Source organism: Novosphingobium sp. GV079 (assembly GCF_003058045.1).
Lineage (GTDB): Bacteria > Pseudomonadota > Alphaproteobacteria > Sphingomonadales > Sphingomonadaceae > Novosphingobium > Novosphingobium capsulatum.
Genome location: NZ_QBUE01000008.1, coordinates 48624 through 74767 on the forward strand (window position 1 = coordinate 48624; position 26144 = coordinate 74767).

Below are 26144 nucleotides of genomic sequence, written 5' to 3' on the forward strand. Positions count from 1 at the left end.
GAATACAATGGGTAAGGCAACCGGCTTTCTCGAACTCGATCGCAAGGACCGGGGCTATGACGCCCCGGCCGAGCGCCTCAAGCACTATCGCGAGTTCATCGTTCCCCATGACGAAGCCTCGCTCAAGGGTCAGGCCTCGCGCTGCATGAACTGCGGCATTCCCTATTGTCACAACGGCTGTCCGGTGAACAACCAGATCCCGGACTGGAACCACCTGGTCTATGAAAGCGACTGGCGCGAGGCGCTGGACAACCTGCATTCGACCAACAATTTCCCGGAATTCACCGGCCGCGTCTGCCCCGCTCCGTGCGAGGCGGCCTGCACGCTCAACATCGTCGACCAGCCGGTCACGATCAAGTCGATCGAATGCGCCATCGTCGACAAGGGCTGGAAGGAAGGCTGGATCGAGCCGCAGGTGCCGGCCAAGAAGACCGGCAAGTCGGTGGCCGTGGTCGGCTCGGGTCCGGCCGGGATGGCCGCCGCGCAGCAACTGGCGCGCGCCGGCCATTCGGTGACCGTGTTCGAAAAGTCGGATCGCGTGGGCGGCCTGCTTCGCTACGGCATTCCCGACTTCAAGATGGAAAAGCACCTGATCAACCGTCGTCTCGTACAGATGATGGCCGAAGGCGTTGATTTCCGTACCTCGGTGGAAGTGGGCGTGACCGTGTCGGTCGACTCGCTCAAGGAAAACTTCGATGCCGTGGTGCTGTCTGGCGGCGCCGAAGATCCCCGGCCGATCGGCATTCCTGGCTTCGAACTGCCGGGCGTGCGCTTTGCCATGGAATTCCTGACGCAGCAGAACAAGCGCGTGGCCGGCGATGATGAAATCCGCGCCGCGCCGCGTGGTTCGCTTACCGCCACGGGCAAGCATGTGGTGGTGATCGGTGGCGGTGACACCGGGTCTGACTGCGTTGGCACGTCAAACCGCCAGGGTGCCCTCTCGGTGACCCAGCTCGAGATCATGCCGCGTCCGCCCGAAAAGGAAGACAAGGCGCTGACCTGGCCGAACTGGCCGCTCAAGCTGCGCACCTCGTCCAGCCACGAAGAAGGCGTGACCCGCGAATTTGCCGTGCTGACCAAGCGCGTGGTCGGCCAGAACGACGTGACCGGCCTGGAATGCGTGCGCGTCGAATGGGTCGACGGCAAGATGCAGGAAGTGCCGGGCAGCGAATTCGTGATCAAGGCCGATCTCATCCTGCTCGCCATGGGCTTTGTCGGCCCGCGCAAGCAGGGCCTCCTCGAACAGGCTGGCGTGGACCTTGACGCGCGTGGCAACGTCAAGGGCAACACGGTCGATTACAAGACCAGCGTGGATGGCATCTTTGCCTGTGGCGACATGCGCCGTGGCCAGAGCCTGGTGGTCTGGGCGATCCGCGAAGGCCGCCAGTGCGCGCGCGCCGTGGATGAAGCACTGATGGGCGTGACCGAACTGCCGCGCTGAACGGCTGGTTTACTCCGCAAGAAACAGGGGCGCCCCGCAACGGGCGCCCTTTTTCGTGGTGGGAGCCGGTGCGCCGATGCGACCAATATTGGCCAGTGCGCAAGGAATTTCTCGCGCAGAGGCGCGGAGGCGCAGAGAGTCAAATTCCTCGGCGCATCCGCGCGAACCGTAATAGAAGGTGATGGTTGCGAAACTCTGCTGCGATTGTCCGCATCCGCCTAATAGCGGACATGCGTCGGAAGTGGCATTGTCTCACCCATGTTGCTGCAAACCACACTCCTCGTCGCCGTGTTGGGATCGAGCGTCGCGCCAGCTGCTGTCACTTCCGCACCAGCAGCTGCGCTTCAGTGTCCAGCCGACCCCAAGCTAGCGGCCTTGCTCGCTGCTTCTGATCTCGTTTTGCTTGGCAAAATGGATGTGCCAAAGCAGCGCCTTGCCGATGAAGCGCGCAAGGCGTCACCTGAGTATTTGGACATTCCGCTACAGGTCGAGGGTGCGGTGAAGGGCGGAAGCGTCGGCAGTGTCACCATTCGCTTCTATCCACAGGATGCTGCCTACAAGCCCTCAATTGAGTCGGTGCTCCGCTTTGCGGGTAAACCGGCGATGCTGTTCCTCACGCGCGTGGATGAGGGTCCGGTTGGCTTATATTTCGCGGGCTACACGCCAGACGCCTTGCAGCGCGCAACTGACCTGACGGTGGCCGCTGCGCGTGCCGAGGCGGCCCGGCAAGCGCGGATAGTCGCATCGTGGCGCGCCGACACTACTCTGCCGCGTTTCGCGGAGGTGCGCGCACTCGTCGCCCGACTTGGTCGGGTCAGCGGCGATCAGCAGCAGCGGGTTTTCGATCGACTCGTAGCCCTTGGTGAAGCCGCAGTACCCGCCATCGTCGCGCAGATGGATGATCGACGCGCCCTTCGCACGCAGGCAATTTCGCTCGTGAATCACACGCCTAACGCCTTCGAAGCGATGCGCCATTACGGCCCTGAGCAAGTGGTGGATGGGCTGGATGCGGTGCTCAATCAAATCACCGGCGAGAGCTTCGGATCGATCGCGAATGGTGGTTCTGATCGACAGCGCGCCGCTTCGGTCGCTGGATGGCGCATCTACGCCGCTGATCTACCCTGTAAATAGCGTCCGTTGCTACCCTCGCCGAATGTCCGCTCCCCACCAATTTCCACCGATTCATCGGCGCTAACCAGCCAACCTTCGGGCCAGCTATCATCAACCCAGCAAATCCTCGTAAAACGCACCGAACGGCCGGGTGGGGTGGCGGATCTGGATTTCCAGAATCCACAGGCCAGCGGTGGGCAGGGTGTCAAGATCGCCGAGCTTGCCGGCCTGGCGCGAGGGATGGGGGTAATCGGCCACGCGATGGCCGCGCACGTCGAGGTTGAGTTGCCAACCCATGGACTCAGCTTCCGCAGCAGCCCGCGCATAGAGCGCGGTGCCGCGGATCGCGCCGTGATTCCAGATGGCGGCCACGCGGTGCCACAGGTCGCGCGCGGCGGCAGCACAGGCGTGCATGTCCGGGTCTTCACCCACCGCATAGCTCGCGCCGACGTCGGCTTCGTGGCCCAGGAGCACGGGGCCGATGTCGATGAAAAAGATGTCGTCTTGGCCGAGCGCGAGGTCTTCGCCGCCACGGTCGCTGAAGACGCGCAAGGTGTTTGCACCAAAACGCACCATCATTGGGTGCCACGCCTCGCCCATGCCCAGTTCGCCAAGAACGGCTTGGCCGATCGCTCTTGCCTCGCTCTCGCGCAGGCCAGGGTGCATGGCCGAGGCAATCCGCTCCACGGCGGTCCAGGCCAGGGCCTGGGCCTGCCGCATCGCCGGCAGCGACCAGTTCGGCCCGACCGAATCGGCGCCAGTCGCGGCGTTCATGGATCGACCCGCCAGTCGATCGGCGTCTGCCCGTGGCTTTCCAGGAAGGCGTTGGTCTTGCTGAAATGGCGGCAGCCGAAGAATCCGGCATGGGCCGACAGCGGGCTGGGATGCGGCGCCTTGAGCACGAGATGCGCGCCAGAGGCGAGGCCGGGCACGCGCGCGGCCTTTTTCTGGGCGTGGCTGCCCCACAGCAGGAACACGATGGGATCAGGCCGCGCTGCCACGGCGGCAACCGCCGCATCGGTGAATTCTTCCCACCCCTTGCCCTGGTGCGATCCCGCTTGGCCTGCCTCCACCGTCAATGCGTTGTTGAGCAGTAGAACACCCTGCCGGGCCCAGTGAGTGATATTGCCATGGGCCGGCCGCGGCAGGCCCAGATCGCTTTCCAGCTCCTTGTAGATATTGACCAGGCTGGGCGGCACTTTCACCCCGCGCTGCACCGAGAAGGCGAGCCCCATGGCCTGGCCCGGGCCATGATAGGGATCCTGCCCCAAGATCACCACTTTCACGGCGGGCAGCGGCGTCAGTTCGAGCGCGGCAAGCCGTTCCCCCCGTGGAGGATAGATCGTCTTGCCAGCAGCTTCCTCTGCTTTCAGGAAGCCGCCAAGGGCCCGCAAGGGGCGGCTGGCCAGCACAGGATCAAGGGCCGCAGCCCAGCTTTCAGGAACCGAAGAAGCGCTCATGCCCCGGGCCTATCACGGACAAGGCGATGCGCGCTATCTTCAATCAGGTGGCGGGACGCACGATGATGGCCTGGCCCTGGGGATCGAACGTCAGTGCATCGATGCTTGCTGCCGAAGCGCAGTCGCCTGGGTTCAGCACGTCGTCGCCCAGCGTGACGCTGCCGCTGCGCGGGATGACCAGCAATGGGCCGGCATATTCGGCACGCAGCGCTGCGTCGGGTACGCCCTGGAGCCGGTGCGCGGTGAAATAGGCACCGCTCGCCAGTTCCACCGTGCCGGTATCGGGAATGTGCCGGTGCAGCGCGGGATCGAGCGGTTCGCCACGCGACACAGCGATGCCGGCATCGAGATGCAATTCGCGCGGGCGGCCATAGTCATAGAGGCGATAGGTAATGTCGCTGTTCTGCTGGATCTCGATCACGCTCACGCCGGCGCCAATCGCGTGCACCGTGTTGGCCGGGATATAGAAGAAATCGCCCGGCTTGACCGGATGCCACACCAGCATGTCCTCGATGCTGCCATCGAGCGCTGCCGCACGCATGGTGTCATGGTCGACATGGCCCTTGAAGCCGACGCCCAGTGTGGCCCCGGGTTCAGCAGCGATGACCAGCCAGCATTCTTCCTTGCCCCGGTCCTTTTCGCCCGCAGCCGCCGCTTGCGCATCGCTCGGGTGAACCTGGACCGAAAGCTTCTCACTGGTGAAGATGTACTTCACCAAGAGGCTCGGAACATCGGCGGGCGGCTCGAACCAGATCTCGCCGATGCGCTTGCCTTCGGGCGTGGAGAACGGGGCGGGAAGAACATCCGTGCCCCAGGGCTTTTCAACTTCGCGGATCGGCAGCTTGCTCATTGGTTGGCGGCCCCTTGCAGCTTGCCGACAAGTTGCGCCCCTTCGGGCGTGCACACCAGGATTTCATCGCCATCGACGACCACGATGAGATTGCTGGCGCCTACCACCGACACGCGCGGACCATCGGTATGGACCAGCACGTTGCTGCAGTTTTTCAGTTCGACGCGGCCTTTGGTGGCATTGCCCACGTCATCCTTGTCGAGCGCCTCGTGCAGTGCCTGCCAGTTGCCGATATCGGACCAAGCCATCGTTGCCGGCACCATGGCGGCGCGATCGGTCTTTTCCATCACGGCATAGTCCACCGATTCGCCGGGGATGCGGGCAAATTCGGTGGGATCGGGATGGAAGGCGTTGCCATCGGCATGGCCCTTGTCCACCGCTGTGCGCACAGCGCTTGCAATATCGGGGCGGTGCTTGGCGAGTTCGTCGAGGAAATGGCCGGCGCGGAACGCAAAGATGCCACCGTTCCAGGCATAGCCACCGTCCGCGAGGAAGGCTTGGGCGCGTTCAAGATCGGGCTTTTCGACAAAGCGTTCCACCTTGCGGCCGCCAGTGCCTTCGATCGGATCGCCTTGCTTGAGATAGCCAAAGCCGGTTTCCGGTGAGGTGGCGGCAATGCCAAAGGATACCAGCCAGTCATCGGCGGCCAGCTTCGCCGCAGCCTTGGCTGCAGTCTGGAAGGCATCGCAATCGCCGATATGGTGATCGCTGGGGCAGACCAGCATGATCGCATCGGCAGGCAAGCGCAGCGCGGCCAGCGCGATGGCGGCGGCGGTATTCTTGCCTTCGGGCTCGACAATGATCTGGCTGGCAGCCGGATCGGGCAACTGGTCGACCACATGATCGAGATGTTGCGCGCCGGTAACCACGATTGGCGGCGCAAAACCTGCATCAATGCTGCAGCGCAGCACGGAAGCTTCAAACAGAGTGGTTTCGCCGACCAGCGGCAGGAACGGCTTGGGCTTTGCCTTGCGCGAGCGCGGCCACAGACGAGTGCCGCTGCCGCCGCACAGGATAACCGGGGTGATCATGGTCTTTGACGTTCCTGATTTCATGTTGCCGCGTGCCAAAATGGCTGGTTGGCAGCATCTTGCCGTGCGCGTTGACGAGTGCCGCAGATCGGCGCGCATCGCGTCTGGCAAGGGTTCGCTGGTCACCGTTCCTCATCCCTAATGCACCGACAAACGGGCGGCAACCGCCAAATCGCTGCACCACGGCATAAGCAAACCGCAGGCTAACAAACGGCCCGCGTGACAAATCGTTCCGTCACAAGGCGTTTATCCACTGATTTTGCGGCCTGTTGGCGCCCTTTCCGGTTATGGCCAAACGACGCAGGAGCTGTCTGTGTTTGCGGTGCAGCATTTGCCGTGTTGTGCCCCATGCCGGTGCACGCTATGGGTTGGCAACGGCAACAGCGCCTTGGCAGCATGCGCCAGCTTTGGCGGAACGTCGTCGCGACATAGCTCTATTGCATTAAACTTCGTTCACATGCCGCCTGATGCCGGCGCGGTTCATCAAGGGGTTTGGTCGATGCGTTACGGTCGGGTTCTTGGTCCTGGATACGCCTTGACCGACGATGTCGCCCCAGGCTCGATAATTCCATCGCCAAGGGTTGATCGTTTGTTGTTCCGATTGTCCGAAAGTTTCAAGCCATGAACCCATGGAAAGCAGCGCCATCCAAAACGGCCTTGTCCGACACTGCATCTGCTAACGACGGTGTCTCGCGGCGCGTGATCCTCAATTCGTTGGCCAGCCTTGGTGCTGGCGCGCTGTTGGCGCCAGGCGGCAGTGCCCTGGCGGCAACCCGCAGGGGCCGGCCCCGGATTGGTGTCAACCTTGCCGGCGCAGAGTTCGAGGCGATCGGGGGGCGCTGGAAGTGGCCTGGCGCTGCCAGCATGAACTATTTCCTGCAAAAGGGCTTCAATATCTTCCGCATCCCGTTCCTGTGGCAGCGGTTGCAGCCCGAACCGGGCGGGCCGCTGCTGGAGTCGGCCCTGACCGGGCTTGACGCGATGGTCGCCGCGATCAACGCGGCCGGCGCTGTCGCCGTCCTCGACTCCCACGACTATGGCCATGTCAACAAGGCGATCATCGGCACGCCCGGTTCGGGCGTGACGATTGATGACTTCGCTGATTTCTGGGGGCGGATAGGCGAGCGGTATCGGCAGCATTCGCTGGTATGGTATGGCCTGATGAACGAGCCACACGATATGCCGCCGCAGCTCAATCTGGACATGCAGAATGCCGCAGTCAGTGCCATCCGCAGCGCCGGCGCGCGATCGAAGGTATTGTTTTCCGGGATAGCCTGGACCGGTGGCCATTCCTGGCTGTCGAGCGGCAATGCCCAGGTCATGCTCGGCGTCAACGATCCGGTTGGCAATTTCGGCTTCGACATCCACCAGTATCTCAACCGCGGCTATGGCGGCGGGGTGGGGCCGGTGATGCCCGGATCGGGGTCGCAAAGCCTGATCGGCGTGACCAACTGGGCCAGGCAGAATGGCATGAAGCTGTTCGTAGGCGAATTCGGCTGTGGCCCCGCCCCGGAATTCATGAAGGAGTTGACCGACCTGCTCAACTTTATCACGGCAAACCCCGATGTCTTTGTCGGTGCCACCTATTTTGCCGGTGGCGGGACATGGGGACGCAACATGGCGTCGGCAGACCCGGTAGACGGTGTCGAAAAGCCGCAGGTGATTTTGATGCAACATTATCTTTGATGAAATGGCGAATGGCCGGCCTCGGAAGGGGCTGGCCACTCGCCGGCGACACGGGGGGCGGGCGCGTGTTGGGCCTGCCCGATCGCCTGCGACAGCAAATGCGTTGATGCAATGCTGTGGTACAGCGGTGGCGTAAAAAGGGGGCTGGTACATGGCAGATCTGTTGGGAAAGTTGAAGGCAAAGGGGCGTGTCGCCCGCAATCTGGCAGCGGCCTATTGGCAGGTGCTGAATTTCCCGACGGTGAAGAATCCGCGCCGGCACAGCCTGCCGGGGAAGCTGGTCATGTCGCTCACGTCCTATCCGCTGCGCTTTGGCACGCTGCCGCTGACGCTGCGCAGCATCTTGGACCAAGAGGTGCGCCCGGACGAGGTGCAACTGTGGATTTCGTGGGAAGACAAGGATGCCATCACCGATCGCATCCGCGCGCTCGAAGCACATGGCCTGACCATTCACTTCTGTGAAAATGCCAAGTCCTACAACAAGATCATTCCATCGCTCGCGCAGGACGGATCAAACTACATCATCACCGTCGATGATGACTGCTATTATCCCCGCGATCTGGTCAAGGTGCTGACCGAGGAATTCGATCCGAACGCACCGGCGATCATCTGTCGTCGCGCGCACGCGATCACGCGGACGGCCGATGGCGCCATCCGGCCCTATCTGGAATGGCAGGGCAACATTGATGAAAACACCCCCGCATCGGCGCCACGTGGTGATCTGCTCGGCACGGGCCACGGTGGCGTGCTCTATTTTCCCGGCTGCTTTGATCCCGAGGTGCTGGACGTCGCAACGTTCAAGGCCATCTGCCCCAACGCCGACGACGTCTGGCTCTACTGGATGGCCCGTCGCGCCGGCACGCGATACCGCAAGGTGGGCGGCAAGTTCGTGTCGACCAACTGGCGCGGGACGCAGGAAGAATCGCTGATGTCCACCAATGTGTCGCAATCGGGCAATGACGTGCAAATCCAGCGCATGATCGAGCGCTTCGGCATGGTCGATCTCGATTGAGTGGCGCAGCGCTGTTGCACCCATTGCTGCAAGTGCGAAATGATCAATTGTTTCGCGTTTTCGGATTTGCTAGGCACTTTTGCGCACGCAGTGCGCGCGTGCGGCATGGCCACTCTCATGCCGCCTTGCGTGATCTGCGCATAGTCAGGGACCGGACCAATGTCTTTTTCAGCTGTCATCCCCACCAGCGCCAGCCGTGGCCGGCGCGCGCGCCTGCTGGAAATCATCAAGGCGATCTGCGAGTTCGAGCTGCTCGATGAAGTGATCGTGGTGTGGCAGTCTTTTGAAGAGCCGGGGCCGGAGTTCATTCATCCCAAGGTTCGCATCTTCCTGTGCAAGGTGCGTGCGCTGTCGCTGGCGCGCAATCTTGGTGCCAGCCAGGCCAAGGGCGACTGGATTTGGTTCCTGGATGACGACACGATGCCGGCTGCGCCCGATTATCTCGCCCGCGCGCAGCGGGTGCTGACCGAAAACAATCTCGATTTCGTCAATTCCAACGTCTGCGGCGAAGGCGCCAACCAGGTTTCGCGCCGCATCGAAGCCGATGTCGTGTTCGATGAGCGGACCATTTCCGGCAATTTCTGGGAACCGGGCCTGATCCTGCGGCGCACGGTGTTCCTGGCAAACAAGTTTGACGTCCACTTGGGTGTGGGCTGCTTGCACGGCGCGAGCGAGGGGGCAGACCTTGGCCTGCGCCTGCTGCGTTCGGGGCACAAGGGCATGCGGCTGCGCGATCTGGAACTCGATCATCCCGCGATCGAAAAGCCGGCAGACCATCGCAACAAGATGTTCTCCTATGCCTTGGGCAATGGCGCGGTTTCGATCCGTCATCGTGGCTGGACCGGGTATGCCCGCACCGCAGGCCGCGCTGCGGCCAAGATGGTGCTGCTGGCGGTGCAGTTGCGCTTTTCCGAGGCAACCGACTATTTCGTGCGTACCTGCGGCCTGCTCGTCGGCCCGCTGTTGCAGCCGGCACTGCCGGTCAACATGGAGGCGCAACTGCTTGATAGCCCGGTGCTGCTGCAGGAGTATCACCCGGTGGCAGCCTGAGCGGCTGCCCGGTGATGGCATTTGGCCGGCGCGGCATTTCCGGGCGGCAGGCCTTGGGGTTGCCGCATCGGCCGAACCGGCCTAAGCACGCGGGCATGGCCGTTTACCTGCATGAAGAAGACTTGCCTTCCGCCGATCTCCTGGCGCCGGGCATCATCGCCGTCGATACCGAAACGATGGGACTGATCACCACGCGCGACCGCTTGTGCGTGGTGCAGATTTCCGACGGGCAGGGGGATGAACACCTCGTGCGGTTCAAGGTGGGTAGCGATTATGCGGCGCCGAACCTGCGCGCTGTGCTAGCCGATCCTGCCCGGCTCAAGCTGTTCCATTTCGCCCGGTTCGACCTGGCGGCGATCCATCATTACCTCGGCGTGATGGCAACGCCGGTGTTCTGCACCAAGATCGCCTCCAAGCTCGTGCGTACCTATACCGATCGCCATGGCCTCAAGGACCTGGTGCGCGAATTGCTGGGCAAGGAGATTTCCAAGCAGCAGCAATCGAGCGACTGGGGCGGCAGCGTGCTGAGCGATCCGCAGCTGGAATACGCCGCGTCCGATGTGCGCTATCTCCACGGTGCCCACGCCATCCTGGTGGAACGTCTGGCGCGGGAAAAGCGTTCGGAAATCGCCCAGGCCTGCTTCGACTTCCTGCCGACGCGCGCGTTGCTCGACATTGCCGGCTGGGCCGACCGCGATATCTTCAGCCACGAGTAAGCCTGCACCTGCCATGATCTTCACGCCATGACCATCCAGGCAGAACAGATGCGCAGCCGCCGTCGGCACAAGGCGGCACCGGGCGGGCGGCATGATCGGACCGTGCGCATGCTGGCCGTGGTGCTGCCTGGCTTGATCGGTGCGCTCTTGGCGGTGATGGTGTTGAGCCCGCTGGCCCCGCGCGGCGAGATCAGCTTTCTGCTCGATCGCACCAAGGTGGCCGTCGTGCAGGATCGCCTCAAGGTCGTCAGCGCGATGTATCGCGGGGCAGATAACAAGGGGCGGACCTTTTCGGTAACGGCCGGCAACGCTGTGCAGCATTCGGCCGCGCAGGATGTGGTCCAGCTCAAGGACGTAACCGCCCGGGTCATGCTCAAGAATGGCCCCGCGATCCTGACGACGCAGCAAGGCGCCTATGATTTCGGGCGGCAGTTCATTACCGTGCCGGGCGTGGTCAATTTCGAAAGCTCCGATGGGTATCGCATGATCACCGACGGTGCCTCGATCGACCTGACCAAGCGGCAACTGGTCAGCGATGGCCACGTCGATGGCCGCCTGCCTACCGGCACTTTTTCAGCGGACCGCATCGTTGCCAATCTTGACGATCGGGTTGTGACGCTGGAAGGGCATGCCCACATGCGGATGGACCAGGGCAAGCTGCCGCTGCCGGCCAAACCCTGAGGCCTGCCACGCCGTACCGCGCGATTCGATGAGGACAACGCTGAAGATGATCGACCCGCTTCCTTCCTCGCCGCGCACCGCTGGCCGCGTGTCCACGCGGGTTCTGGCACTGCGTTCGCTGGCCTGCGGCTTTGCCCTGTCGGCTGCGGTGGTGGCCGGGGCTTCGCATCTCGATGCGCAGACCTTTGGCAAGCACAACTCCAATGCGCCCGTGAATTTCGGGGCAGACCGCATGGAGTTGCAGGACAAGCAGAAGCGCGTGGTGCTGACCGGCAACGTCGATATCACCCAGGAAGACCTGCGGCTCCAGGCCGCGCGCACCACGCTCGCCTATACCGACGCGCAGACGGTACAGGTGCAGCGCATTGATGCAGCCGGCGGCGTGGTGGTCACGCGGGGCGACCAGCGTGCCAGCGGCAACACGGCCGTCTATGATATTCCGCGCAAGATCATCACCATGGTGGGTAATGTCGCGCTGCGCCGGGGCAAGGATACGCTCAACGGTGGCCGCCTGGTGATCGACCTCAACACCGGGCTATCGAGCGTGGATGGGCGCAGCGGCGGCGCGCCGAGCGGCACGGGCGGCACCACCACGACATCGAGCGGCCGCGTGACCGGCACGTTCAACGTGGCCAAGAAGGCCAGCTGACCGCTTTCCCAGACGCGGGCGGGCGTTACACTTTGTTCGCTTCTGCCGGCTATGGCGGGAGCGAGCGCGCGGCGTTGTCGCCCGAACATGGAGATGTGGCTTGGCTACCCTGGTTACCGGCAATGCTGGCTTCATCGGCTTTCACACCGCCAAGACCTTGCTTGAACGCGGCGATGCCGTGGTCGGCCTGGACGTGGTCAACGATTACTATGATCCCGCAATCAAGGAAGCGCGGCTCAAGATCCTTGCGGAAACCGCCGCTCGCACCGGAGCGCCCTATCGCTTCTTCCGCGCCAATCTGGCCGATCGCGCCGCGGTAGAGGAAGCGTTTACCCAAGGCGGGGTGCGCCGCGTGGTCAATCTCGCGGCACAGGCAGGCGTGCGCTATTCGATCGAGAATCCCCACGCCTATGTTGAAAGCAACATCGTGGGCTTTACCAATATCCTCGAGGCCTGCCGCCATGGTGGGATCGAGCATCTGGTCTATGCCTCGACGAGTTCGGTCTATGGCGCCAACAAGGCGATGCCGTTCAGCGAGCATGTCGGCGTGGACCATCCCCTGCAGTTCTACGCGGCCACCAAGAAGGCCAACGAGTTGATGGCGCACAGCTACAGCCATCTCTATCGGCTGCCGACCACTGGCCTGCGCTTCTTCACGGTCTATGGCCCCTGGGGCCGGCCGGACATGGCGCTGTTCCTGTTTGCCCGGGCGATTCTCGATGGCACGCCGATCAACGTGTTCAACCACGGCAACCACACGCGCGATTTCACCTATGTGGATGATATCGTTGCTGGCGTGATTCGCGCGCTCGATCGCCCGGCACAGCCTGATCCGGCGTGGGACGCTATGAAGCCCGATCCGGCCACGTCCAACGCGCCCTATCGCATCTACAACATTGGCAACAACGCCCCGGTGAAGTTGACCGCCTATATTGAGGCGCTGGAAAACGCCCTGGGACGCAAGGCGCAGCGCAACCTGCTGCCGCTGCAGCCGGGTGACGTGCCCGATACCTATGCCGATGTGACGGATCTGGAACGCGATCTGGGCTACAAGCCGGCGACGAGTGTTGAAGCCGGTGTAGGCGCGTTCGTTGATTGGTTCCGCGCCTACGTGGCGCCATCACGCTGACCCCCGCCCAATGCTGACAGGCGTCCTGCGCAGCGCGGGACGCCTTCGTCGCATTTTGTGCGCAGCACGTGGGCGTCTGTGAGCGGCGGCTTGACGGATTGTGTTGCGCGCTGAAACGACGCGCAAAAGCGACGAGCGGAGATTCGCCCACAGCAAACCCGCGACAAGACTGCTGGCCTGTGCAATGCGCTGATGGCAAACTATACCGCAAGGCATAGTCGAGGGATTTTGCCTGCCAATTGGGGTATTGTGCAAAGCAGCATAAGCTGGCATTCCGCAACAGATAGATCGAAAATGGGGCGTCCCGCGTGGCAGCCGGCGGTGCAGGCCAAAGGCTACCCTTTCTGCAGGAGCAAGGAATAACGTGAGGTCCAACTCGAATATCGCGCTTGTATTGGGCGCTGCCGCAGCGCTGGTTTGTTCCATCGCTTTTGGCGCGGCAGTTGCCGATGCAAGGCCTGTTCGTGGCAAAGAGGCCTACGAAGTGGCGCCTCCCCAGGCAGATACCAAGATGCCAGCCAGTGTGGCGATCGGCGTGGGCGACGAATTGACGCTCACGGTTCTGGGTGAGCCCGACCTGAGCGCGCCGCGCCTGATCGTTGATGAAGCCGGCCGCATCCAACTGCCGCTGGCAGGATCGGTGCTGGTGGCCGGGCTCTCTCCGGCTGACGCGTCTCGCGCGATCGAGAAGGTGCTGGGCGAGAAATACCTGCGCAACCCGCAGGTGGCCATCAACGTGGCAACCCCGGCGCAGAAGCTGGTCTCGGTCGAAGGCCAGGTCAATCGCGCTGGCGCCTATCCGGTGCAGTCGAACACCACGCTGCTGGGCGCAATCTCGATGGCGTCGAGCCCCACGCGCATCGCCAAGCTGGATGAGACGATCCTGTTCAGGACGGTCAACGGCCAGCGCATGGCAGCGCGCTTTGACATCGATCGTATCCGCAAGGGGCTGGACCCCGACCCGCAGATCATTGGCGGCGATGTGGTTGTGGTCGGCTTCTCGCAGACCAAGTCGGCCTATCGCGACCTGATTTCCATGGCTGGGCTCCTCAACGTTCTTCGGAACTTCTAAAATCGGCGGTAGTGTGAACAAAAATCTTTCCTACGCTGCGGCCGATCAATTCGTGCCCAGAGCCTTCATGGACCAGGCGGACGAACCCAACGGGGCCGGCGATGCCGGTTCCTCGATCGATCTGCGCAAGCTGTTCATGGTGGTTCGCGCCAACCTGTGGATCATCTGCCTGATCGTGGGGGCGGCGCTGGCTCTAGCGCTGGTCATCACGATGCTGATGACGCCGCACTTCACCGCGACGTCCACGGTGCAGATCAACAACCAGTCTGCCCAGGTTCTGGCTGATGATCAGGACCCCTCGCAGTCTGAAGCCGCCTCGGCGGGGGATACCGATCGCTTCCTCAAGACGCAGATCGCGATCCTCAACAGCCGGGCAATTGCCGATCGCGTGGCCCAGCGCCTGCGCTTGGTCGACAACGCCAGCTTCTATGCCGGCATGGGCGTGCCTGCACCAAAGCCGACGGCCACGGCGGCGCAGCGCCGCGCCTATACGCTGTCGCTGCTCAACAAGGCAGAGCTGGCTGACATCACGCCGGCATCGCGCCTGGCCACGATCAGCTTTACCAGCATCGATCCCAAGCTTTCGGCCAATATCGCCAATGCCTGGGCCGAGGAATTCATCCAGGCCAACCTGCAGCGCCGCTATGACAGCTCTGCCTATGCGCGGGACTTCATCTCCGGGCAGCTGGCCGAAGCCAAGGCCAAGCTCGAACAGTCCGAGCGTGACCTGAACGAATACGCGCGCAAGGCGGGCCTGATCCGTCTGCACGATGCCGGCGCATCTGACGCGGCGGGCGGCGGAGGCGGCGATAGCGGCGGATCGGTGACGATGTCGACGCTGCTGCAGATCAATACGGCACTGAGCAATGCGCAGGTTACCCGCGTGGCGGCAGAGCAGCGTTGGCGTGCGCTTTCCAGCGGCAACCTGATGGGCGCGCCGGAAGTCTTGACCAACCAGTCGATCTCCACGCTGCTCACCGCCCGCGCTACGGCCCAGGCTGATCTGGAACGGGAGCGTGCGCGCCACCTCGACGAGTATCCCACGGTACAGGCGGCCAAGGCGCAGATCGCTGCGATCAACCAGCAGATCAACGCCATCGCCCAAAGCATCCGCGCCTCGGTCAAGGAGCAGTATGATGCGGCCCTCAACGCCGAGCAGAAGCTGACCGCACAGCTGAGTGAACTCAAGGGTTCGACTCTGGCCGAACAGGACCGTTCGGTGCAGTACAACCTGCTCGCCCGCGAGGCGACGACCAACCGCACACTCTACGACGGCCTGCTGCAGCGCTACAAAGAACTGAACGCGGCAGCCGGCATCAGCGCCAGCAATATCGCGATCATCGATTCGGCCGAGCCGCCCAGCATGCCGAGCTCGCCCGTGCTACTCAACAACATGCTGATCGCCCTGCTGGCTGGCTTGGTCATTTCCGGCTTGGTGGTGCTCGTGCGCTTCCAGCTGGACGATGCGGTGCGTGTGCCCGAAGACATCGAGGAAAAGCTGGCGATGCCGCTCCTTGGCGTCATCCCCAAGTCACAGGACACGACGCCGGGCGAAGCTCTGGCCGATCCGAAGTCGGCGGTCAGCGAAAGCTACAACTCGCTGCGTGGTTCGCTGCTCTACTCGACGGCGAATGGTCTGCCCAAGACCATCCTCATCACCAGCTCGCAGCCGTCTGAAGGCAAGTCGACCACCAGCGTCGCCGTCAGCCGCGGTCTTGCCCGCCTGGGCCGCAAAGTGCTGCTGCTCGACGTCGACATGCGGCGCCCCGCGCTGCATGCGGTCATCGGCGTTGCCAACGACAAGGGCATGTCGAGCCTGCTGACCGGCCAGCACACCATCGACGACGTGCTGCACGCGACCGACGAGGAAAACTTCACGGTGATCACCTCGGGTCCGCTGCCGCCGAGCCCGACCGAATTGATCAGCTCGGGCCGCCTGGCCGGCGTGCTCAACGAACTGAGCGAACGGTTTGACGTGGTCATCCTCGACAGCCCGCCGGTGCTGGGCCTGGCCGATGCTCCGCTGATGGCGGCGATCGTCGAAGGCGTGGTCATGGTGGTGCAGTCCGATCGCAGCCGGCGTGGCTCGCTGCGGGCCTCGCTGCGTCGCCTGCGCGGCATGCAGCCCAACGTTCTGGGCGCAGTGCTTACGATGTTCGATGCCTCGCGCGTCGGCAACCGCTACTCGGAATACTACGGCTACAACTACTACCGCTACACGTCAGAAAACGCGAACTGAGTGCAAACCGTGGCAAAGATGTCTGGGCAGCGCTGGGCGAGTATCTGCCTTGCCGTACTCCTGCTCGGCTATGCCACGGTTGCCGCGATCAACGGGTTGGGGCGCTGGATCTCTGATGAGGGAGATCCGCACGCCCCGCCCGTTTTCCCTTATGACACCATGGCCGCGCGTGCGCTGGCGACGCGGTCCCTGGTCAACAATGCTCCGGCGCAGGCCTTGCCTTTCGCGCGCATGGCCTTGCTCGGTGACCCTGTCGATGCCCAGGTCGTGGGGCTGATCGGCCGCTCCGAAATCCTGCTGGGCCATGGCGACAAGGCCGATGCCGCCTTTCGCGTCTCGGCCGGGTTGGGCTGGCGTGATACTGCCACCCAGCTCTACTGGTATTCGCGGGCGTTCGACCTCGGCGATGCTGACATGGCGGCACAGCGGCTCGACGCCGTGCTGCGCCAGGATCCTGATTTTCTTGCGCGTGATTCCTCTTTTGCCGATCTGACCGCCAGTCCCGAAGGGCGTGCCGCCTTGGCGGCGCGCCTGGCCGAGCATCCAGCCTGGGCAGTCAAGTTCTATGCGCCGCGCGATGCCCTTACGCCTGAATTGCTGACCGATCGCGCCGAGGTGGTGCGGCGCATGCCCAAGGCGGCGCTGCAATGCGCCGACGTCGCGCCGCTGGTCAACCGCATGCTCCAGGCCAATCTGCTCGACGAAGGGCAAGACCTGTGGTCGCGCGCCTGCGATCCAGAACCGGGCCTCGTTCACGACGGGCATTTCCGTGGGCTCGATCTCGACGGTAAGGGGAATGTGACCTTTTTCAACTGGCAGTTGCCAGCCAGTGGCACGGTGGAACTGCTGTTTGACGAAGCGGGCAATGGATCGCGGACGCTCGACATGCGCGTCAACGGTGGCATTTCGCGTTCGGTGCTGCGACAGCTGACGATTCTTTCGCCTGGCCGCTACAAGCTGTCGTGGGCCATGCCTGAGCAAGGCCCGGCTGCGCTCGCCGCCTTGCGCGTGGGCATCGGCTGCACCGCCGATCGCGGCGAGGCGGTTGCGGCCCAGGCCGATCCCGCGGCACCGGGACGGGCCATGATCGAAACCGCGATCGACGATACCTGCCGGGCGCGGCTGATCTCGTTCTGGCTGGCGCCAGGTACGCGCGTTCATATTTCCGACGTGCGGCTGGAGCGTGTCGGCGCCTGATAGCCTTCGTTGCTGCAGGCGCAACGGCAGGACGCAGCAATACGCGAGGCAATGATCTCATCTGCTGCGCAGCGGCTCTTGCTGCACTGCAAAACGCAAGGTAGGAGAAGCGGGGACGTTGCGGGGCCCGGCCAGCATCTTGTGCTGCAGCCCCGACAAGCGCTGGAGCGGTTTCGAACACGATGAGCTATTCAAAACTCGCTGTCAGAGGCGCACTCTGGTCCTTGCTGCAGGTGCTGGCAGAGCGTTTGACCCAAACCGTGGTCATGCTCACCGCAGCGCTGTTTCTCGGCCCGCATGATTTCGGCGTTGCCGCGATGGCGACGGCGCCGGCGCTGATCGCCGCATCGACCCTGCAAACCGGCAACCAGATGATCGTCCAGCGCGACGAAGCGACGCAGCATTTTCTCGATACTGCGTTCTGGCTGTTCCTGCTGCTGGGCGCGGCGTGCGCGGCCTTCGTGGTGGGGCTGGCATTGGTGTTCCGGGCCATGCCGGGTTACGAGACGGTGTGGCTTATGATCCTGCCCACGGCGCTGGCGCCGTTGTTGGCGGCGGTGGGCGTGGTGCCGGAAGGCCTGCTGATGCGCACGTTTGCCTATCGCGTGCTGGCCATCCGCAAGACCGTGGGCCAGGCGATCGCCGGCGTCGCATGCTGTGGGCTGGCGGTGTACGGCTTTGGCGCGTGGAGCATCGTGGTGCAGGTCACCGTGGCGCCGATCATTTCCACTGCGATCAGCCTGATCGCGGCGAAATGGCGCCCGCGCGGCGTCGCCACGTTCCGCGAAATGGGCTCGCTCACGCGGTTCTCCGGTGCGCTGCTCGGCTGGTCGATGCTCAACCAGGTCAACGTGCGTTCGGTCGATCTCGTCGTGGGCCTGATCGCCGGGCCAACGGCAACGGGGGTGTTCCGCCTGGCCCGCACCGTGCTCGATCTGGCCACCAGCCTGTTCATGAACCCGATCAACGGCATCCTGCTGCCGATCTTCTCGCGCATGGTGGGTGACCGGGAGCGCACGCTGGAAGCGATGTGGCAGGCCTGCGGCGTGGCCAGCGTGATTGCCCCGGTCTCGTTCCTCGGTTCGGCATTTGCCAGCCCGTTCGTCAGCGCGGTGATCTTCTCCAACAAGTGGCCGCATCTTTCCGAAACGGTGACCTTGTTCCTGCTGTCGCTGCCCTCGGTTGCCGTGATGGTGCCGGTGCAGACCTATCTGGTCGCCAGCGGCCGTCCCAAGCTGCCGTTCTTCAACAACCTCTACCAGACCGTTGCCAACGTCATCATGGTGGCCTTGGGCGCGTGGTTCGGCATCATCTGGGCGGCCGGAATGTTCAGCCTGCGCTGCCTGCTCGGCGCAGCGGCACTGCTGGTCGTGCTCAAGCGCGTGTCGCCCGATATCCGGATGACCAACCAGGCTGCGGCGACGACCGTGCCGCTGCTGGTGGCCGTGGGCATTGCCGTGGCGCTGCATGGCGTGGTGTGGATGCTGCATCTTGACCTGGCCAAGCTGGTGCCGGCGCTGATCATGACCACCGTGGCCATGCTGATCTATGCGGGGGTGTCGCTGGTGATGTTCCGGGCCTGGATCGATTTCGTGATCCGCGCCATCCGCAAGCGCTAGAGTGCGATGACAAAAAGTGGGAACCGGTTTTTGGCAAAAATCGCACGACCATAAAAGTTTATAGCCTGATGGCGTTTCAACGAAACGCCATCAGGCTATAAGGCACGGCGGGCGGGCTTGGTGCGCCCGCCTTATTTCGCCCGCGCAGCCTTGATGCGGCCAATCAGCGCCTGGGCAATGCCGCCCCAGCTGAAAGCATGGGCATAGCGCGCGACATCCTGTGCCGAAGGCGGCGTCGCGGCCGCTTCGCGCACGATCGCGGCGAGGTCAGCGGCACTGATCGACAGCGGGGCAAAGCGCGCCCACGGCGGCGCCACGCGGCGGTGGATCTCGATGTCGCTGCACACCACTGGCAAGCCCAGGCTCGCCGCCTCGACCAGTGGCATGTTGAACCCTTCGGCCAGCGACATGCTCACAAAGCAGTCAGCCGATTGGTATAGGCCCAGAAGGGCGGCGTCCGACGCATGCCCGTGCCATTCCACGCGGGCCTCGTGGCGCGCCAGACGGCTGTCCCAGGTTTCCGCGATCGGGCCCCAGCCGCGTCGGCCGACGATCTGCACGCGCCACGGCGCCGGCAGGGCTTCGGCCAGATCGAGCACGGCGTCATAGTTCTTGCGTGGCTCGATCGTGCCCACGGCAATGATCTGCGCCTGGCCGCGATCTGGCGCCGGGGCCAGGGACAGATCGATGCCGGGAGCATTGCCGATCGTGCCCACGGGGCGGTGCAGGATCGCGCTCAGGCTATCGGCCATCAATGTGGTGGGGGCCATGACATCGCCATAGCGGCGCGCCATGGCGGCCTCGCAATGTTTGAACAGAAAGCGCCCGCGCAGGTTCATCGCTTCGCCCCGCGTCCAGGGAAAATCGTCATGAATGATGCGGAATACCGGTGCCTTGCCGAGCAGGGCCAGCGGGCTGGGCGGGAACGCCGGACAAACCAGCGCATCGCAGTCTACATCGCGAAAGGCTCGTGAACGGGGCAGGGCCAGCCAACCGCGGAAGCCGCCATCGACCGCAATAACGTTTGGGCCATCGAGCACGGTCGAGCGCCGATCGACGAAGGCCACGGTGTCCGGCGCGTGCTCGCGCATCGCCTTGAACAGGTTGATGGCATAGCGCTCGATCCCGGTGGAGGCATTGGGCCGCGTGGCCAGAACCAAATCAACCGCAATCGCCACCGTCAGTTTCCCCGCAATGTCTGGTCCGGCCTTGCGCAGGTGGACCCGTTCCGTGCAACTATTGGAGCCTATTGCGCTGCAATGCAACATTTCCTGCCGGTCTGCTTCCAGCGTGCTGACAGGCTGCCGCAAGATGCGCTGGTTGCGCGGCGGGGCGGGGTGTGGGCGCGCTTGCACCGGGCCGTCACTCTCGTCTATGCTGCACGACAGCAAGACCCCGGCGCGGCCGGAGAGCAAAGGCCAGGCCTGCAATGAAAAACTCCTCCCAAGCCCTTGCGGCGATGCCGGCTGCCAGCGCTCTGCCACGGCCCATCGCCCCGCGCCGGGTCCCCGCTCCCGACCTCAAAACCATGGCCCAGGCCGAAACCCACGCCTGGCTGTGCTTCCTGGCCGTAGCTGGGTCGATGTTCCTGAATTTCGTGCTGGCCATTGCCAATGCCCACGGCATCGGCATGAACAACACGTCCGTGACGGTAGCGCAGATTGCAGTCACCGCAATTTCTGGCGGATTGATCCTGTTATGGCCCATTCGCCTCACCATCCAGGAGCAATGTTCGCTCGGGATGCTGTTGCTGCTTTTGCTGATGGGAACCGCGATCAACGGCTTCGATGCCAAGGCTATCTACGATTGCGTTTTCATCCCGCTTTATATTGCGTTGGGACGCTCGGCCCGGTTTGTGAAGCCTTTGTGGATGCACTGCCTGCTGATCGCGGTTTGCCTGGTCGTGGCTCTGGAGGCGGTGGCGCCAACTGCCTTCACCACCCTTGCCAACCCCTCGCGCTTTCTCATCGCGACGCGCAGCTGGGTGGCCAATGCCGGCCTTAGTGCGAAAATGCAGGACGGCCTTTACGCCGGTGCCTATCGCAGCAGCGGTTCGTTCTTCGCGATATCCAGCCACCGCGTTGGCGGTCCGTTTCTAGAGCCGCTATCGCTTGGGTACTTCGGTTTCATCATGGCGACCTATTATGGTGCCGTTTACAACGGCCGCATGATCGTGCGCCTGGGCTGCATTGCGGTTTGCCTGCTGCTCGCGCTGATGTCCGACTCCCGCGCGGCCTCTGCGCTGATCGCCTTGTCGGCGGTTATTTTCCTGCTGCGCATCCGCTTGATCCCGCTTGCAGCCTTTGTCGCACCGGTGATCGTCCTTACCGTTGCTGGCCTGTATTATGCGTTCTCTCGCGGAAACGACAGCTCTGAGTTTGTGTACCGGATCGGCTTGACGTTCGATGTTATCTCTCAAACATCCGTATGGAATTTGTTGATCGGTAACGTCGTTAGCGACCGGATTGGCGATAGTGGTATTCTTTACATGATGCGGGCCATGGGGTTCCTGGGCATATTCGTGGGAGTATTTCACTATTCGGGGGTATGGACCCGGCGCCCCGGCGGCAATGCCACCCTCTCTGCCATCATGAGTTTCTACATCACCGCCATGTTGCTTTTCGGCGGCGCGGTTTTCTCGATCAAGACGGCCAGCCTGTTGGGTTTTCTGGTGGGTATCGCTAGCTGGCCCGAAGACGTGTCGCGCTATGCGCTCGCGATGATTACGCGAAAAACGCCAAAGTATCCTTCAGCCAGAAGGGCTTACACGTAAAGATGGCGCGATCTGCGTCGCACGGAAACGTACTCACATTTTCGGGGTGGTGTTGATATCCATGGGGAATAGCTTTCAAAATCCACCTGAAATTGTCGAGGTGAATCGTAAGAAGGCGATTTTCTCTGGCTTGGATACATTGCGGTTCGTGACCGCCATGTGGGTGGCGTTTTCGCACGGGGCACGCTTCCCGATCGATAGCCTCGTCCAGCCCGATACGCTGTTTCACAAGCTGCTCTACATGCTGTGCAAGACGACGTTCAACGGCACCGCGGCGGTGGCGGTATTCTTTCTGATTTCCGGCTTCCTGATCCATGGCGCCAGCCTGCGGCGCCAGCAGATCGATCCGCTGCCGTTCCTCACCCGGCGCGGCGTACGGATCTGCCTGCCGCTGGTCGTGGTGCTGGTGGCAGCGTGGCTGTTGGGGCCAGACTATCAGGAATCGCTCTCGCACGTGACCTGGTCGGTCTATGCCGAAATCATCTATTACGCGCTCTATCCGCTGGTCTTTCCGCTGATCATCCGCTTCGGCATCGGGCGGGTCTTGCTCGTGTCGCAGGTCATTTCGCTGGCCATGATCGCCACGCATCCCGGCAACATCTACCTTTGGTCGTTCGGTTGGCCGCTGACCTGGCTGTTCTGCGCGCCGCTGTGGCTGATGGGGTGCTATCTGGCTGAGCATATCGACGGCATTACCAAGGCATCGGCCGCCGTTCCGGTCTGGGCCTATCGCGTCGGCGCCGTGGCGTTCTGCTATCTGACGACGGTTTTGTCGGCCCACGCCGGTCGTATCTCGATCGGCTACACCTGGACGATCTGGGTGTTCGGCGTGTTCTGCATGTTCTGGCTGGCGGCGGAAATGGCGCGTGGCACTGGCGCGCGCCCGGTCGCCTGGCTGGAGCGCTTCGGCCTGGCAGGTTACTCGCTGTACCTCACGCACAAGTTTGTCGTGGCGCTGGTGGCGCCGCTGCTGGCCACCAACCCGATCGCCTTCTGGGTCTTGGTGAACCTTGGCATTCTTGTGGTGGGCTGGGCCTTCTACAAGGCGGTGGAGGCACCATCGCACCATCTCGCCCGCGCCTTGGGCAAGCGGCTGGAGAATAGAGGTAAGGCCGCCGCGATCAGCGCCTGAGGCGCTGACCGCCGGCGGGCGGTCTTATCCGCCGTTGGCCACGCGCTGTGTTTCCGTTGCGATGCGCCGCGCGATCGAGGTCCACGAGAAATTGTCCTCGATATGCCGCAACTGTGCGTCGAGCAGGGCCTGGCGGGTGCTGGCGTCCTTGAGGGTGGCAATCCGCGCGGCAAGGCCCGCCTCGTCGCCAGGTTCGAAGATCGCCTCGGCGCCCACCACGCCGGGAATGCCGCCGACATTGGAGCCGAGCGTCGGAGTGCCACAGAACACGGCTTCGGCGCAGACACGGCCGAACTGTTCGCGCCAGTTGGGGGTGGGCACGCTGGGCAGCACGAACAGGTCCAGTGCCGAATAGAAGATTGGCAACTGTTCCTTGTTGAGTGCCGGCAGCAGCACGCCGCCACTGGCGCGCACGGCGTCGGCCACGTCAGGATCGCTTACCGGCCCGCACAGCAGAAGGCTGGCATCGGCACTGGCGGCCGCCCGGGCAAAGTATTCCAGCCCTTTGGGCCGCCAGATCCGCCCGGCATAGCCAGCCAGCAGCTTGCCGGTAAAAGCCTGCGCCGCATCGGGAAACAGCGCGGCTAGGCGCGCGCGTGCCTCTTCCTTGGGCGTGGGGCTGAACGATTGCAGCGACACGCCATTGCCGAGCGGCGCCACGATCCGTTCTGGCCGCGCGCCGCGCGCACGCAGCACGCCGGCGACTTCGGTATTCTTGGGAAATATAATGTCAGCCCGCGCGTAGACCACGCGTTCCATCAGGTTGGCCCCGCTGAAATTGCCCTTCATGTTGATCGCGCTGCTTTCCAGCACGAACGTGCTTTGCCGCTTGAGGCAGGCTGCCAGGAATGCGGTCAGCGAATGCGGCTCTTCGTGAATATAGAGCACCTGCGGCGGATGCGCGCGGATGTAAGACAGCATCCCTGCGCTGACATAGGTCAGCCAATGGCCATGGGCCAGGCTGGGGAACAGCAGCAGCTTGAAATTCTCTTCGGTGACCGGGGCATAGGTCTTGCCCGCAAAAATCTCGGGACCGAGCACGGTCAGATCGAACAGCTTGCCCAGTTCGCGAAAGCGATCGTGATACAGCTTGTTGCCGGCTTCATGCCAAACGAGAATCATGCTTGGTTTCACGGTCGATCCCACCTTTCCAGCCCCAGCGTCCCAGCCGGCGGATGCCACGAGCCTTTCGCGCGGTTTTCCCGGCGGGCCGTCACCATCCCTTGCGCGTTCATTGCCCTGAATTTTGCTGCGTTGCAACGTATCCGGCTGGATGCGGTTTGCTTTTTTGCCTGCAACAACGAGCAGGCTATGCTGCAACGCAAAATTGAGTGGGGCTCCAGGCCTGTTCCGAATCGGCAGCAAAACAGGGATGCAGCATCTGGCTCCCCCGGCTTTTTACAACTTTGCACGGCGATATCGCGTCGATTAGCGCGCCCGGAGCAAAGCCGCTGGGCGTGATCTGCTGGACTGCACAGGCCGCTTGCCAAATTTGCAGATGCGAAATAGCAGTCAGGCAACAGGCGCGGGCAGGGGCGGTGGCTTGCGCCAGGATCGCGCAGCCGGCGAGTGGACCTTTCCCGCGTTGCATCGTTGTAACGTCATATTGATATGCCGATGCCCGTCGCCATGGGCCAGCACCGTGGCCGCGACGCAATGCCAGTGGAGTGACAAGGACCTATGACGCAGACACTTTCGGTTTCCGCCCTGATGGCCAGTTCGGGCGTTGCGTTCGGTACCAGCGGGGCGCGCGGCCTGGTTACGGCCATGACCGACAAGGTCTGCTTCACCTACACCTGCGCTTTTCTTCAGCATATGGCAGAGGTCGGCCAGTTCGCCCCTGGCGGCGCCGTGGCGATTGCCGGCGATCTGCGGCCCTCTTCCCCCCGCATCATGGCCGCCTGCGCCGCGGCGATCGTGCATATGGGCGGCGAGGTACAGGACTGCGGCTTCGTGCCGTCTCCGGCCGTGGCGCTGCATGGCTTTGCCCAGGGCATTCCTTCGCTGATGGTGACCGGCAGCCACATCCCTGACGACCGCAACGGCATCAAGTTCAACCGCGCCGATGGCGAGGTGCTCAAGCCCGACGAGGCAGCCATCCGCAGCCAGGACGTGGTCGTGCCCGATATCTTCGACGCGGATGACATGCTGCGGCAGGCGCCAGAAGGGCAAGGGGCGATCGACGCGGCGGCGCCCTACGTTGCCCGCTATGTCGATTTCTTCGGGCCCGAGGCGCTCAAGGGTCTGAAGCTCGGGATCTATCAGCATTCTGCGGTTGGCCGCGATCTGCTGGTGGCGATCGTGTCGGGGCTGGGCGGGGACGCCGTGCCTCTCGGCCGGTCGGAACGCTTCATCCCCGTCGATACCGAGGCCGTACGGCCAGAGGACCAGGAGCTTGGCCGGCAATGGGCGGCCGAACGCGGCCTCGATGCGGTTCTTTCGACCGATGGCGATTCCGATCGCCCGCTGCTGGCTGATGAAACCGGCCAGTGGATGCGCGGTGACGTGCTGGGCATCCTCTGTGCGCAGGCGCTCGGCGTTACCGGGGTCGCCACGCCGGTCAGCTCTAACTCCGCGCTGGAACTCTCGGGCCAGTTTGCGGCGATCGCGCGCACGCGGATCGGCTCGCCGTTCGTCATCGCGGCGATGAACGATCTCCTGGCGCAAGGGGCGGTTGCCTGTGGTTATGAAGCCAACGGCGGCTTCATCCTTGGTAGCCCGATCTCGGCCCATGGCCGCACGCTGGGCGCCCTGCCCACGCGCGACGCTGTCTTGCCAATGGTGGCGGTGCTGGTCGATGCGCGGGCCAAGGGCCTTGCGCTTACGGCCCTGCAAGCAACGCTGCCCGCCCGCTTTACCTTCAGCGAGCGTTTGCAGAACATTCCCACCAGCCAGAGCCAGGCGCTGATTTCCAGGCTGGAGGAAGGCAGCGATGCCGACGTGCTGGCGCGCCTGTCCGAAACGTTTGGCGACCTGGCCGGAAAGGCGAGCGCGTTCGACAAGACCGACGGCCTGCGCACCACCTTTGCCGAGGGCGACGTGATCCACCTGCGTCCCAGCGGCAATGCGCCGGAACTGCGGGTCTACACCGAAAGCGCCAGCGCCGAGTGGGCCGCCAGCCTGAGCAGCGCAGCGATGCAACTGGTGCAGAAGCTCGCCAGCCAGCAGTGACAGGGCCTGCGGGCCGGCTTTGTGCAGTTGCAGCATAAATGGATTGACTGTGGCCGCGCCAAAGCCGAATACTCGCAGCCAACGCTATCGGACCCGAGCATGGCCTGAATGCTGCCAAGAAGCGGT

24 protein-coding genes are annotated in these 26144 nt (G+C 63.4%); 17 read left to right on the plus strand and 7 right to left on the minus strand.

Going from position 1 to position 26144, the window contains the following annotated elements:
- Positions 1-7: 7 nt before the first annotated feature.
- Both C8K14_RS11985 and C8K14_RS11990 read left to right on the plus strand, forming a co-directional pair.
- Positions 8-1441: a glutamate synthase subunit beta gene (locus C8K14_RS11985; RefSeq protein ID WP_107716840.1), complete on the plus strand. Its 1434-nt coding sequence runs from the start codon at positions 8-10 to the stop codon at positions 1439-1441.
- Positions 1442-1699: 258 nt separating this feature from the next.
- Entirely contained in the window at positions 1700-2572 is an 873-nt protein-coding gene (locus C8K14_RS11990) for a hypothetical protein (protein WP_133726802.1), read from the plus strand.
- A gap of 90 nt (positions 2573-2662) precedes the next feature.
- Here the strand turns inward: C8K14_RS11990 and C8K14_RS11995 are convergent, their stop codons facing one another.
- The 4 genes from C8K14_RS11995 to C8K14_RS12010 are packed head-to-tail and all read right to left on the minus strand — an operon-like array spanning position 2663 to position 5892.
- Positions 2663-3325 carry a M24 family metallopeptidase gene (locus C8K14_RS11995; protein ID WP_107716842.1) on the minus strand — a complete coding sequence of 221 codons (663 nt, stop codon included), beginning with the start codon at positions 3323-3325 and terminating at the stop codon, positions 2663-2665.
- Positions 3322-4011, minus strand: a complete 690-nt coding sequence (gene ung / locus C8K14_RS12000; protein ID WP_062787074.1) for a uracil-DNA glycosylase — start codon at positions 4009-4011, stop codon at positions 3322-3324. Before ung ends, C8K14_RS11995 begins: the two co-directional genes overlap by 4 nt.
- Positions 4012-4054: 43 nt before the next feature.
- Positions 4055-4861, minus strand: a complete 807-nt coding sequence (locus C8K14_RS12005; RefSeq protein WP_107716843.1) for a class I mannose-6-phosphate isomerase — start codon at positions 4859-4861, stop codon at positions 4055-4057.
- Positions 4858-5892, minus strand: coding sequence for a mannose-1-phosphate guanylyltransferase (locus tag C8K14_RS12010; RefSeq protein ID WP_062787068.1), 1035 nt, complete (start codon positions 5890-5892; stop codon positions 4858-4860). The genes C8K14_RS12005 and C8K14_RS12010 overlap by 4 nt, the downstream gene beginning before the upstream one ends.
- Here C8K14_RS12010 and C8K14_RS22865 point away from each other — a divergent pair.
- The gene (locus C8K14_RS22865) at positions 5885-6034 is read left to right on the plus strand and encodes a hypothetical protein (RefSeq protein WP_166643349.1); all 150 of its coding nucleotides are present in this window, start codon (positions 5885-5887) and stop codon (positions 6032-6034) included. The genes C8K14_RS12010 and C8K14_RS22865 overlap by 8 nt on opposite strands.
- Before the next feature lie 300 nt (positions 6035-6334).
- Here C8K14_RS22865 and C8K14_RS22650 read toward each other — a convergent pair whose 3' ends face one another.
- Positions 6335-6538, minus strand: coding sequence for a hypothetical protein (locus tag C8K14_RS22650; protein WP_158272932.1), 204 nt, complete (start codon positions 6536-6538; stop codon positions 6335-6337).
- An 11-nt stretch (positions 6539-6549) separates the two neighbouring features.
- Here C8K14_RS22650 and C8K14_RS12015 point away from each other — a divergent pair, with 11 nt between their 5' ends.
- The 11 genes from C8K14_RS12015 (at position 6550) to C8K14_RS12065 (ending at position 18942) form a co-directional block, all read left to right on the plus strand.
- Positions 6550-7578, plus strand: a complete 1029-nt coding sequence (locus C8K14_RS12015) for a glycoside hydrolase family 5 protein (RefSeq protein WP_158271902.1) — start codon at positions 6550-6552, stop codon at positions 7576-7578.
- 151 nt (positions 7579-7729) lie between these two features.
- On the plus strand, positions 7730-8590 hold the full coding sequence (locus tag C8K14_RS12020; protein WP_107716845.1) for a glycosyltransferase family A protein: 861 nt from the start codon (positions 7730-7732) through the stop codon (positions 8588-8590).
- Positions 8591-8749: 159 nt separating this feature from the next.
- The gene (locus C8K14_RS12025) at positions 8750-9640 is read left to right on the plus strand and encodes a glycosyltransferase family A protein (protein WP_107716846.1); all 891 of its coding nucleotides are present in this window, start codon (positions 8750-8752) and stop codon (positions 9638-9640) included.
- Positions 9641-9735: 95 nt separating this feature from the next.
- Positions 9736-10356, plus strand: coding sequence for a ribonuclease D (locus C8K14_RS12030; protein ID WP_062787057.1), 621 nt, complete (start codon positions 9736-9738; stop codon positions 10354-10356).
- 27 nt (positions 10357-10383) lie between these two features.
- The gene (gene lptC, locus C8K14_RS12035; RefSeq protein WP_062787055.1) at positions 10384-11037 is read left to right on the plus strand and encodes an LPS export ABC transporter periplasmic protein LptC; all 654 of its coding nucleotides are present in this window, start codon (positions 10384-10386) and stop codon (positions 11035-11037) included.
- Positions 11038-11083: 46 nt separating this feature from the next.
- Positions 11084-11686: an LptA/OstA family protein gene (locus C8K14_RS12040; RefSeq protein ID WP_062787053.1), complete on the plus strand. Its 603-nt coding sequence runs from the start codon at positions 11084-11086 to the stop codon at positions 11684-11686.
- A 100-nt stretch (positions 11687-11786) separates the two neighbouring features.
- Positions 11787-12815, plus strand: a complete 1029-nt coding sequence (locus C8K14_RS12045; RefSeq protein ID WP_062787051.1) for an NAD-dependent epimerase — start codon at positions 11787-11789, stop codon at positions 12813-12815.
- Between the two features lie 511 nt (positions 12816-13326).
- Complete coding sequence (locus C8K14_RS12050) at positions 13327-13887, plus strand: polysaccharide biosynthesis/export family protein (RefSeq protein ID WP_133726803.1); 561 nt, start codon at positions 13327-13329, stop codon at positions 13885-13887.
- A gap of 52 nt (positions 13888-13939) precedes the next feature.
- Complete coding sequence (locus C8K14_RS12055; protein WP_233251056.1) at positions 13940-16126, plus strand: polysaccharide biosynthesis tyrosine autokinase; 2187 nt, start codon at positions 13940-13942, stop codon at positions 16124-16126.
- Positions 16127-16135: 9 nt separating this feature from the next.
- Positions 16136-17323, plus strand: coding sequence for a hypothetical protein (locus tag C8K14_RS12060; protein WP_133726804.1), 1188 nt, complete (start codon positions 16136-16138; stop codon positions 17321-17323).
- A gap of 182 nt (positions 17324-17505) precedes the next feature.
- Positions 17506-18942, plus strand: coding sequence for an oligosaccharide flippase family protein (locus tag C8K14_RS12065; protein WP_107716850.1), 1437 nt, complete (start codon positions 17506-17508; stop codon positions 18940-18942).
- Between the two features lie 131 nt (positions 18943-19073).
- Here the strand turns inward: C8K14_RS12065 and C8K14_RS12070 are convergent, their stop codons facing one another.
- Entirely contained in the window at positions 19074-20102 is a 1029-nt protein-coding gene (locus tag C8K14_RS12070; RefSeq protein WP_158272934.1) for a glycosyltransferase, read from the minus strand.
- Positions 20103-20371: 269 nt separating this feature from the next.
- On the opposite strand from C8K14_RS12070, the gene C8K14_RS12075 reads away from it, so the two are divergent.
- Together C8K14_RS12075 and C8K14_RS12080 are read left to right on the plus strand one after the other, a co-directional pair.
- On the plus strand, positions 20372-21715 hold the full coding sequence (locus C8K14_RS12075; RefSeq protein WP_133726805.1) for a hypothetical protein: 1344 nt from the start codon (positions 20372-20374) through the stop codon (positions 21713-21715).
- Between the two features lie 61 nt (positions 21716-21776).
- Positions 21777-22847: an acyltransferase gene (locus tag C8K14_RS12080; RefSeq protein WP_084391035.1), complete on the plus strand. Its 1071-nt coding sequence runs from the start codon at positions 21777-21779 to the stop codon at positions 22845-22847.
- A gap of 24 nt (positions 22848-22871) precedes the next feature.
- On the opposite strand, the gene C8K14_RS12085 is transcribed toward C8K14_RS12080, so the two are convergent.
- The gene (locus C8K14_RS12085) at positions 22872-23969 is read right to left on the minus strand and encodes a glycosyltransferase family 4 protein (RefSeq protein WP_107716853.1); all 1098 of its coding nucleotides are present in this window, start codon (positions 23967-23969) and stop codon (positions 22872-22874) included.
- A gap of 558 nt (positions 23970-24527) precedes the next feature.
- Here C8K14_RS12085 and C8K14_RS12090 point away from each other — a divergent pair.
- Positions 24528-26018, plus strand: a complete 1491-nt coding sequence (locus C8K14_RS12090) for a phosphomannomutase (protein ID WP_107716854.1) — start codon at positions 24528-24530, stop codon at positions 26016-26018.
- Positions 26019-26144 lie beyond the last annotated feature (126 nt).

Coding starts and splice junctions, on each gene's coding strand:
- C8K14_RS12040 (WP_062787053.1), top strand. CDS start 11,084: ATGATCGACCCGCTTCCTTCCTCGCCGCGCACCGCTGGCCGCGTGTCC.
- C8K14_RS12030 (WP_062787057.1), top strand. CDS start 9,736: ATGGCCGTTTACCTGCATGAAGAAGACTTGCCTTCCGCCGATCTCCTG.
- C8K14_RS12050 (WP_133726803.1), top strand. CDS start 13,327: ATGCCAGCCAGTGTGGCGATCGGCGTGGGCGACGAATTGACGCTCACG.
- C8K14_RS12075 (WP_133726805.1), top strand. CDS start 20,372: ATGAAAAACTCCTCCCAAGCCCTTGCGGCGATGCCGGCTGCCAGCGCT.
- C8K14_RS12025 (WP_107716846.1), top strand. CDS start 8,750: ATGTCTTTTTCAGCTGTCATCCCCACCAGCGCCAGCCGTGGCCGGCGC.
- C8K14_RS11990 (WP_133726802.1), top strand. CDS start 1,700: ATGTTGCTGCAAACCACACTCCTCGTCGCCGTGTTGGGATCGAGCGTC.
- C8K14_RS12085 (WP_107716853.1), bottom strand. CDS start 23,969: ATGATTCTCGTTTGGCATGAAGCCGGCAACAAGCTGTATCACGATCGC.
- ung (WP_062787074.1), bottom strand. CDS start 4,011: ATGAGCGCTTCTTCGGTTCCTGAAAGCTGGGCTGCGGCCCTTGATCCT.
- C8K14_RS11985 (WP_107716840.1), top strand. CDS start 8: ATGGGTAAGGCAACCGGCTTTCTCGAACTCGATCGCAAGGACCGGGGC.
- C8K14_RS12065 (WP_107716850.1), top strand. CDS start 17,506: ATGAGCTATTCAAAACTCGCTGTCAGAGGCGCACTCTGGTCCTTGCTG.
- C8K14_RS22650 (WP_158272932.1), bottom strand. CDS start 6,538: ATGGCGCTGCTTTCCATGGGTTCATGGCTTGAAACTTTCGGACAATCG.
- C8K14_RS11995 (WP_107716842.1), bottom strand. CDS start 3,325: ATGAACGCCGCGACTGGCGCCGATTCGGTCGGGCCGAACTGGTCGCTG.
- lptC (WP_062787055.1), top strand. CDS start 10,384: ATGACCATCCAGGCAGAACAGATGCGCAGCCGCCGTCGGCACAAGGCG.
- C8K14_RS12080 (WP_084391035.1), top strand. CDS start 21,777: ATGGGGAATAGCTTTCAAAATCCACCTGAAATTGTCGAGGTGAATCGT.
- C8K14_RS12005 (WP_107716843.1), bottom strand. CDS start 4,861: ATGAGCAAGCTGCCGATCCGCGAAGTTGAAAAGCCCTGGGGCACGGAT.
- C8K14_RS12010 (WP_062787068.1), bottom strand. CDS start 5,892: ATGATCACCCCGGTTATCCTGTGCGGCGGCAGCGGCACTCGTCTGTGG.
- C8K14_RS12020 (WP_107716845.1), top strand. CDS start 7,730: ATGGCAGATCTGTTGGGAAAGTTGAAGGCAAAGGGGCGTGTCGCCCGC.
- C8K14_RS12090 (WP_107716854.1), top strand. CDS start 24,528: ATGACGCAGACACTTTCGGTTTCCGCCCTGATGGCCAGTTCGGGCGTT.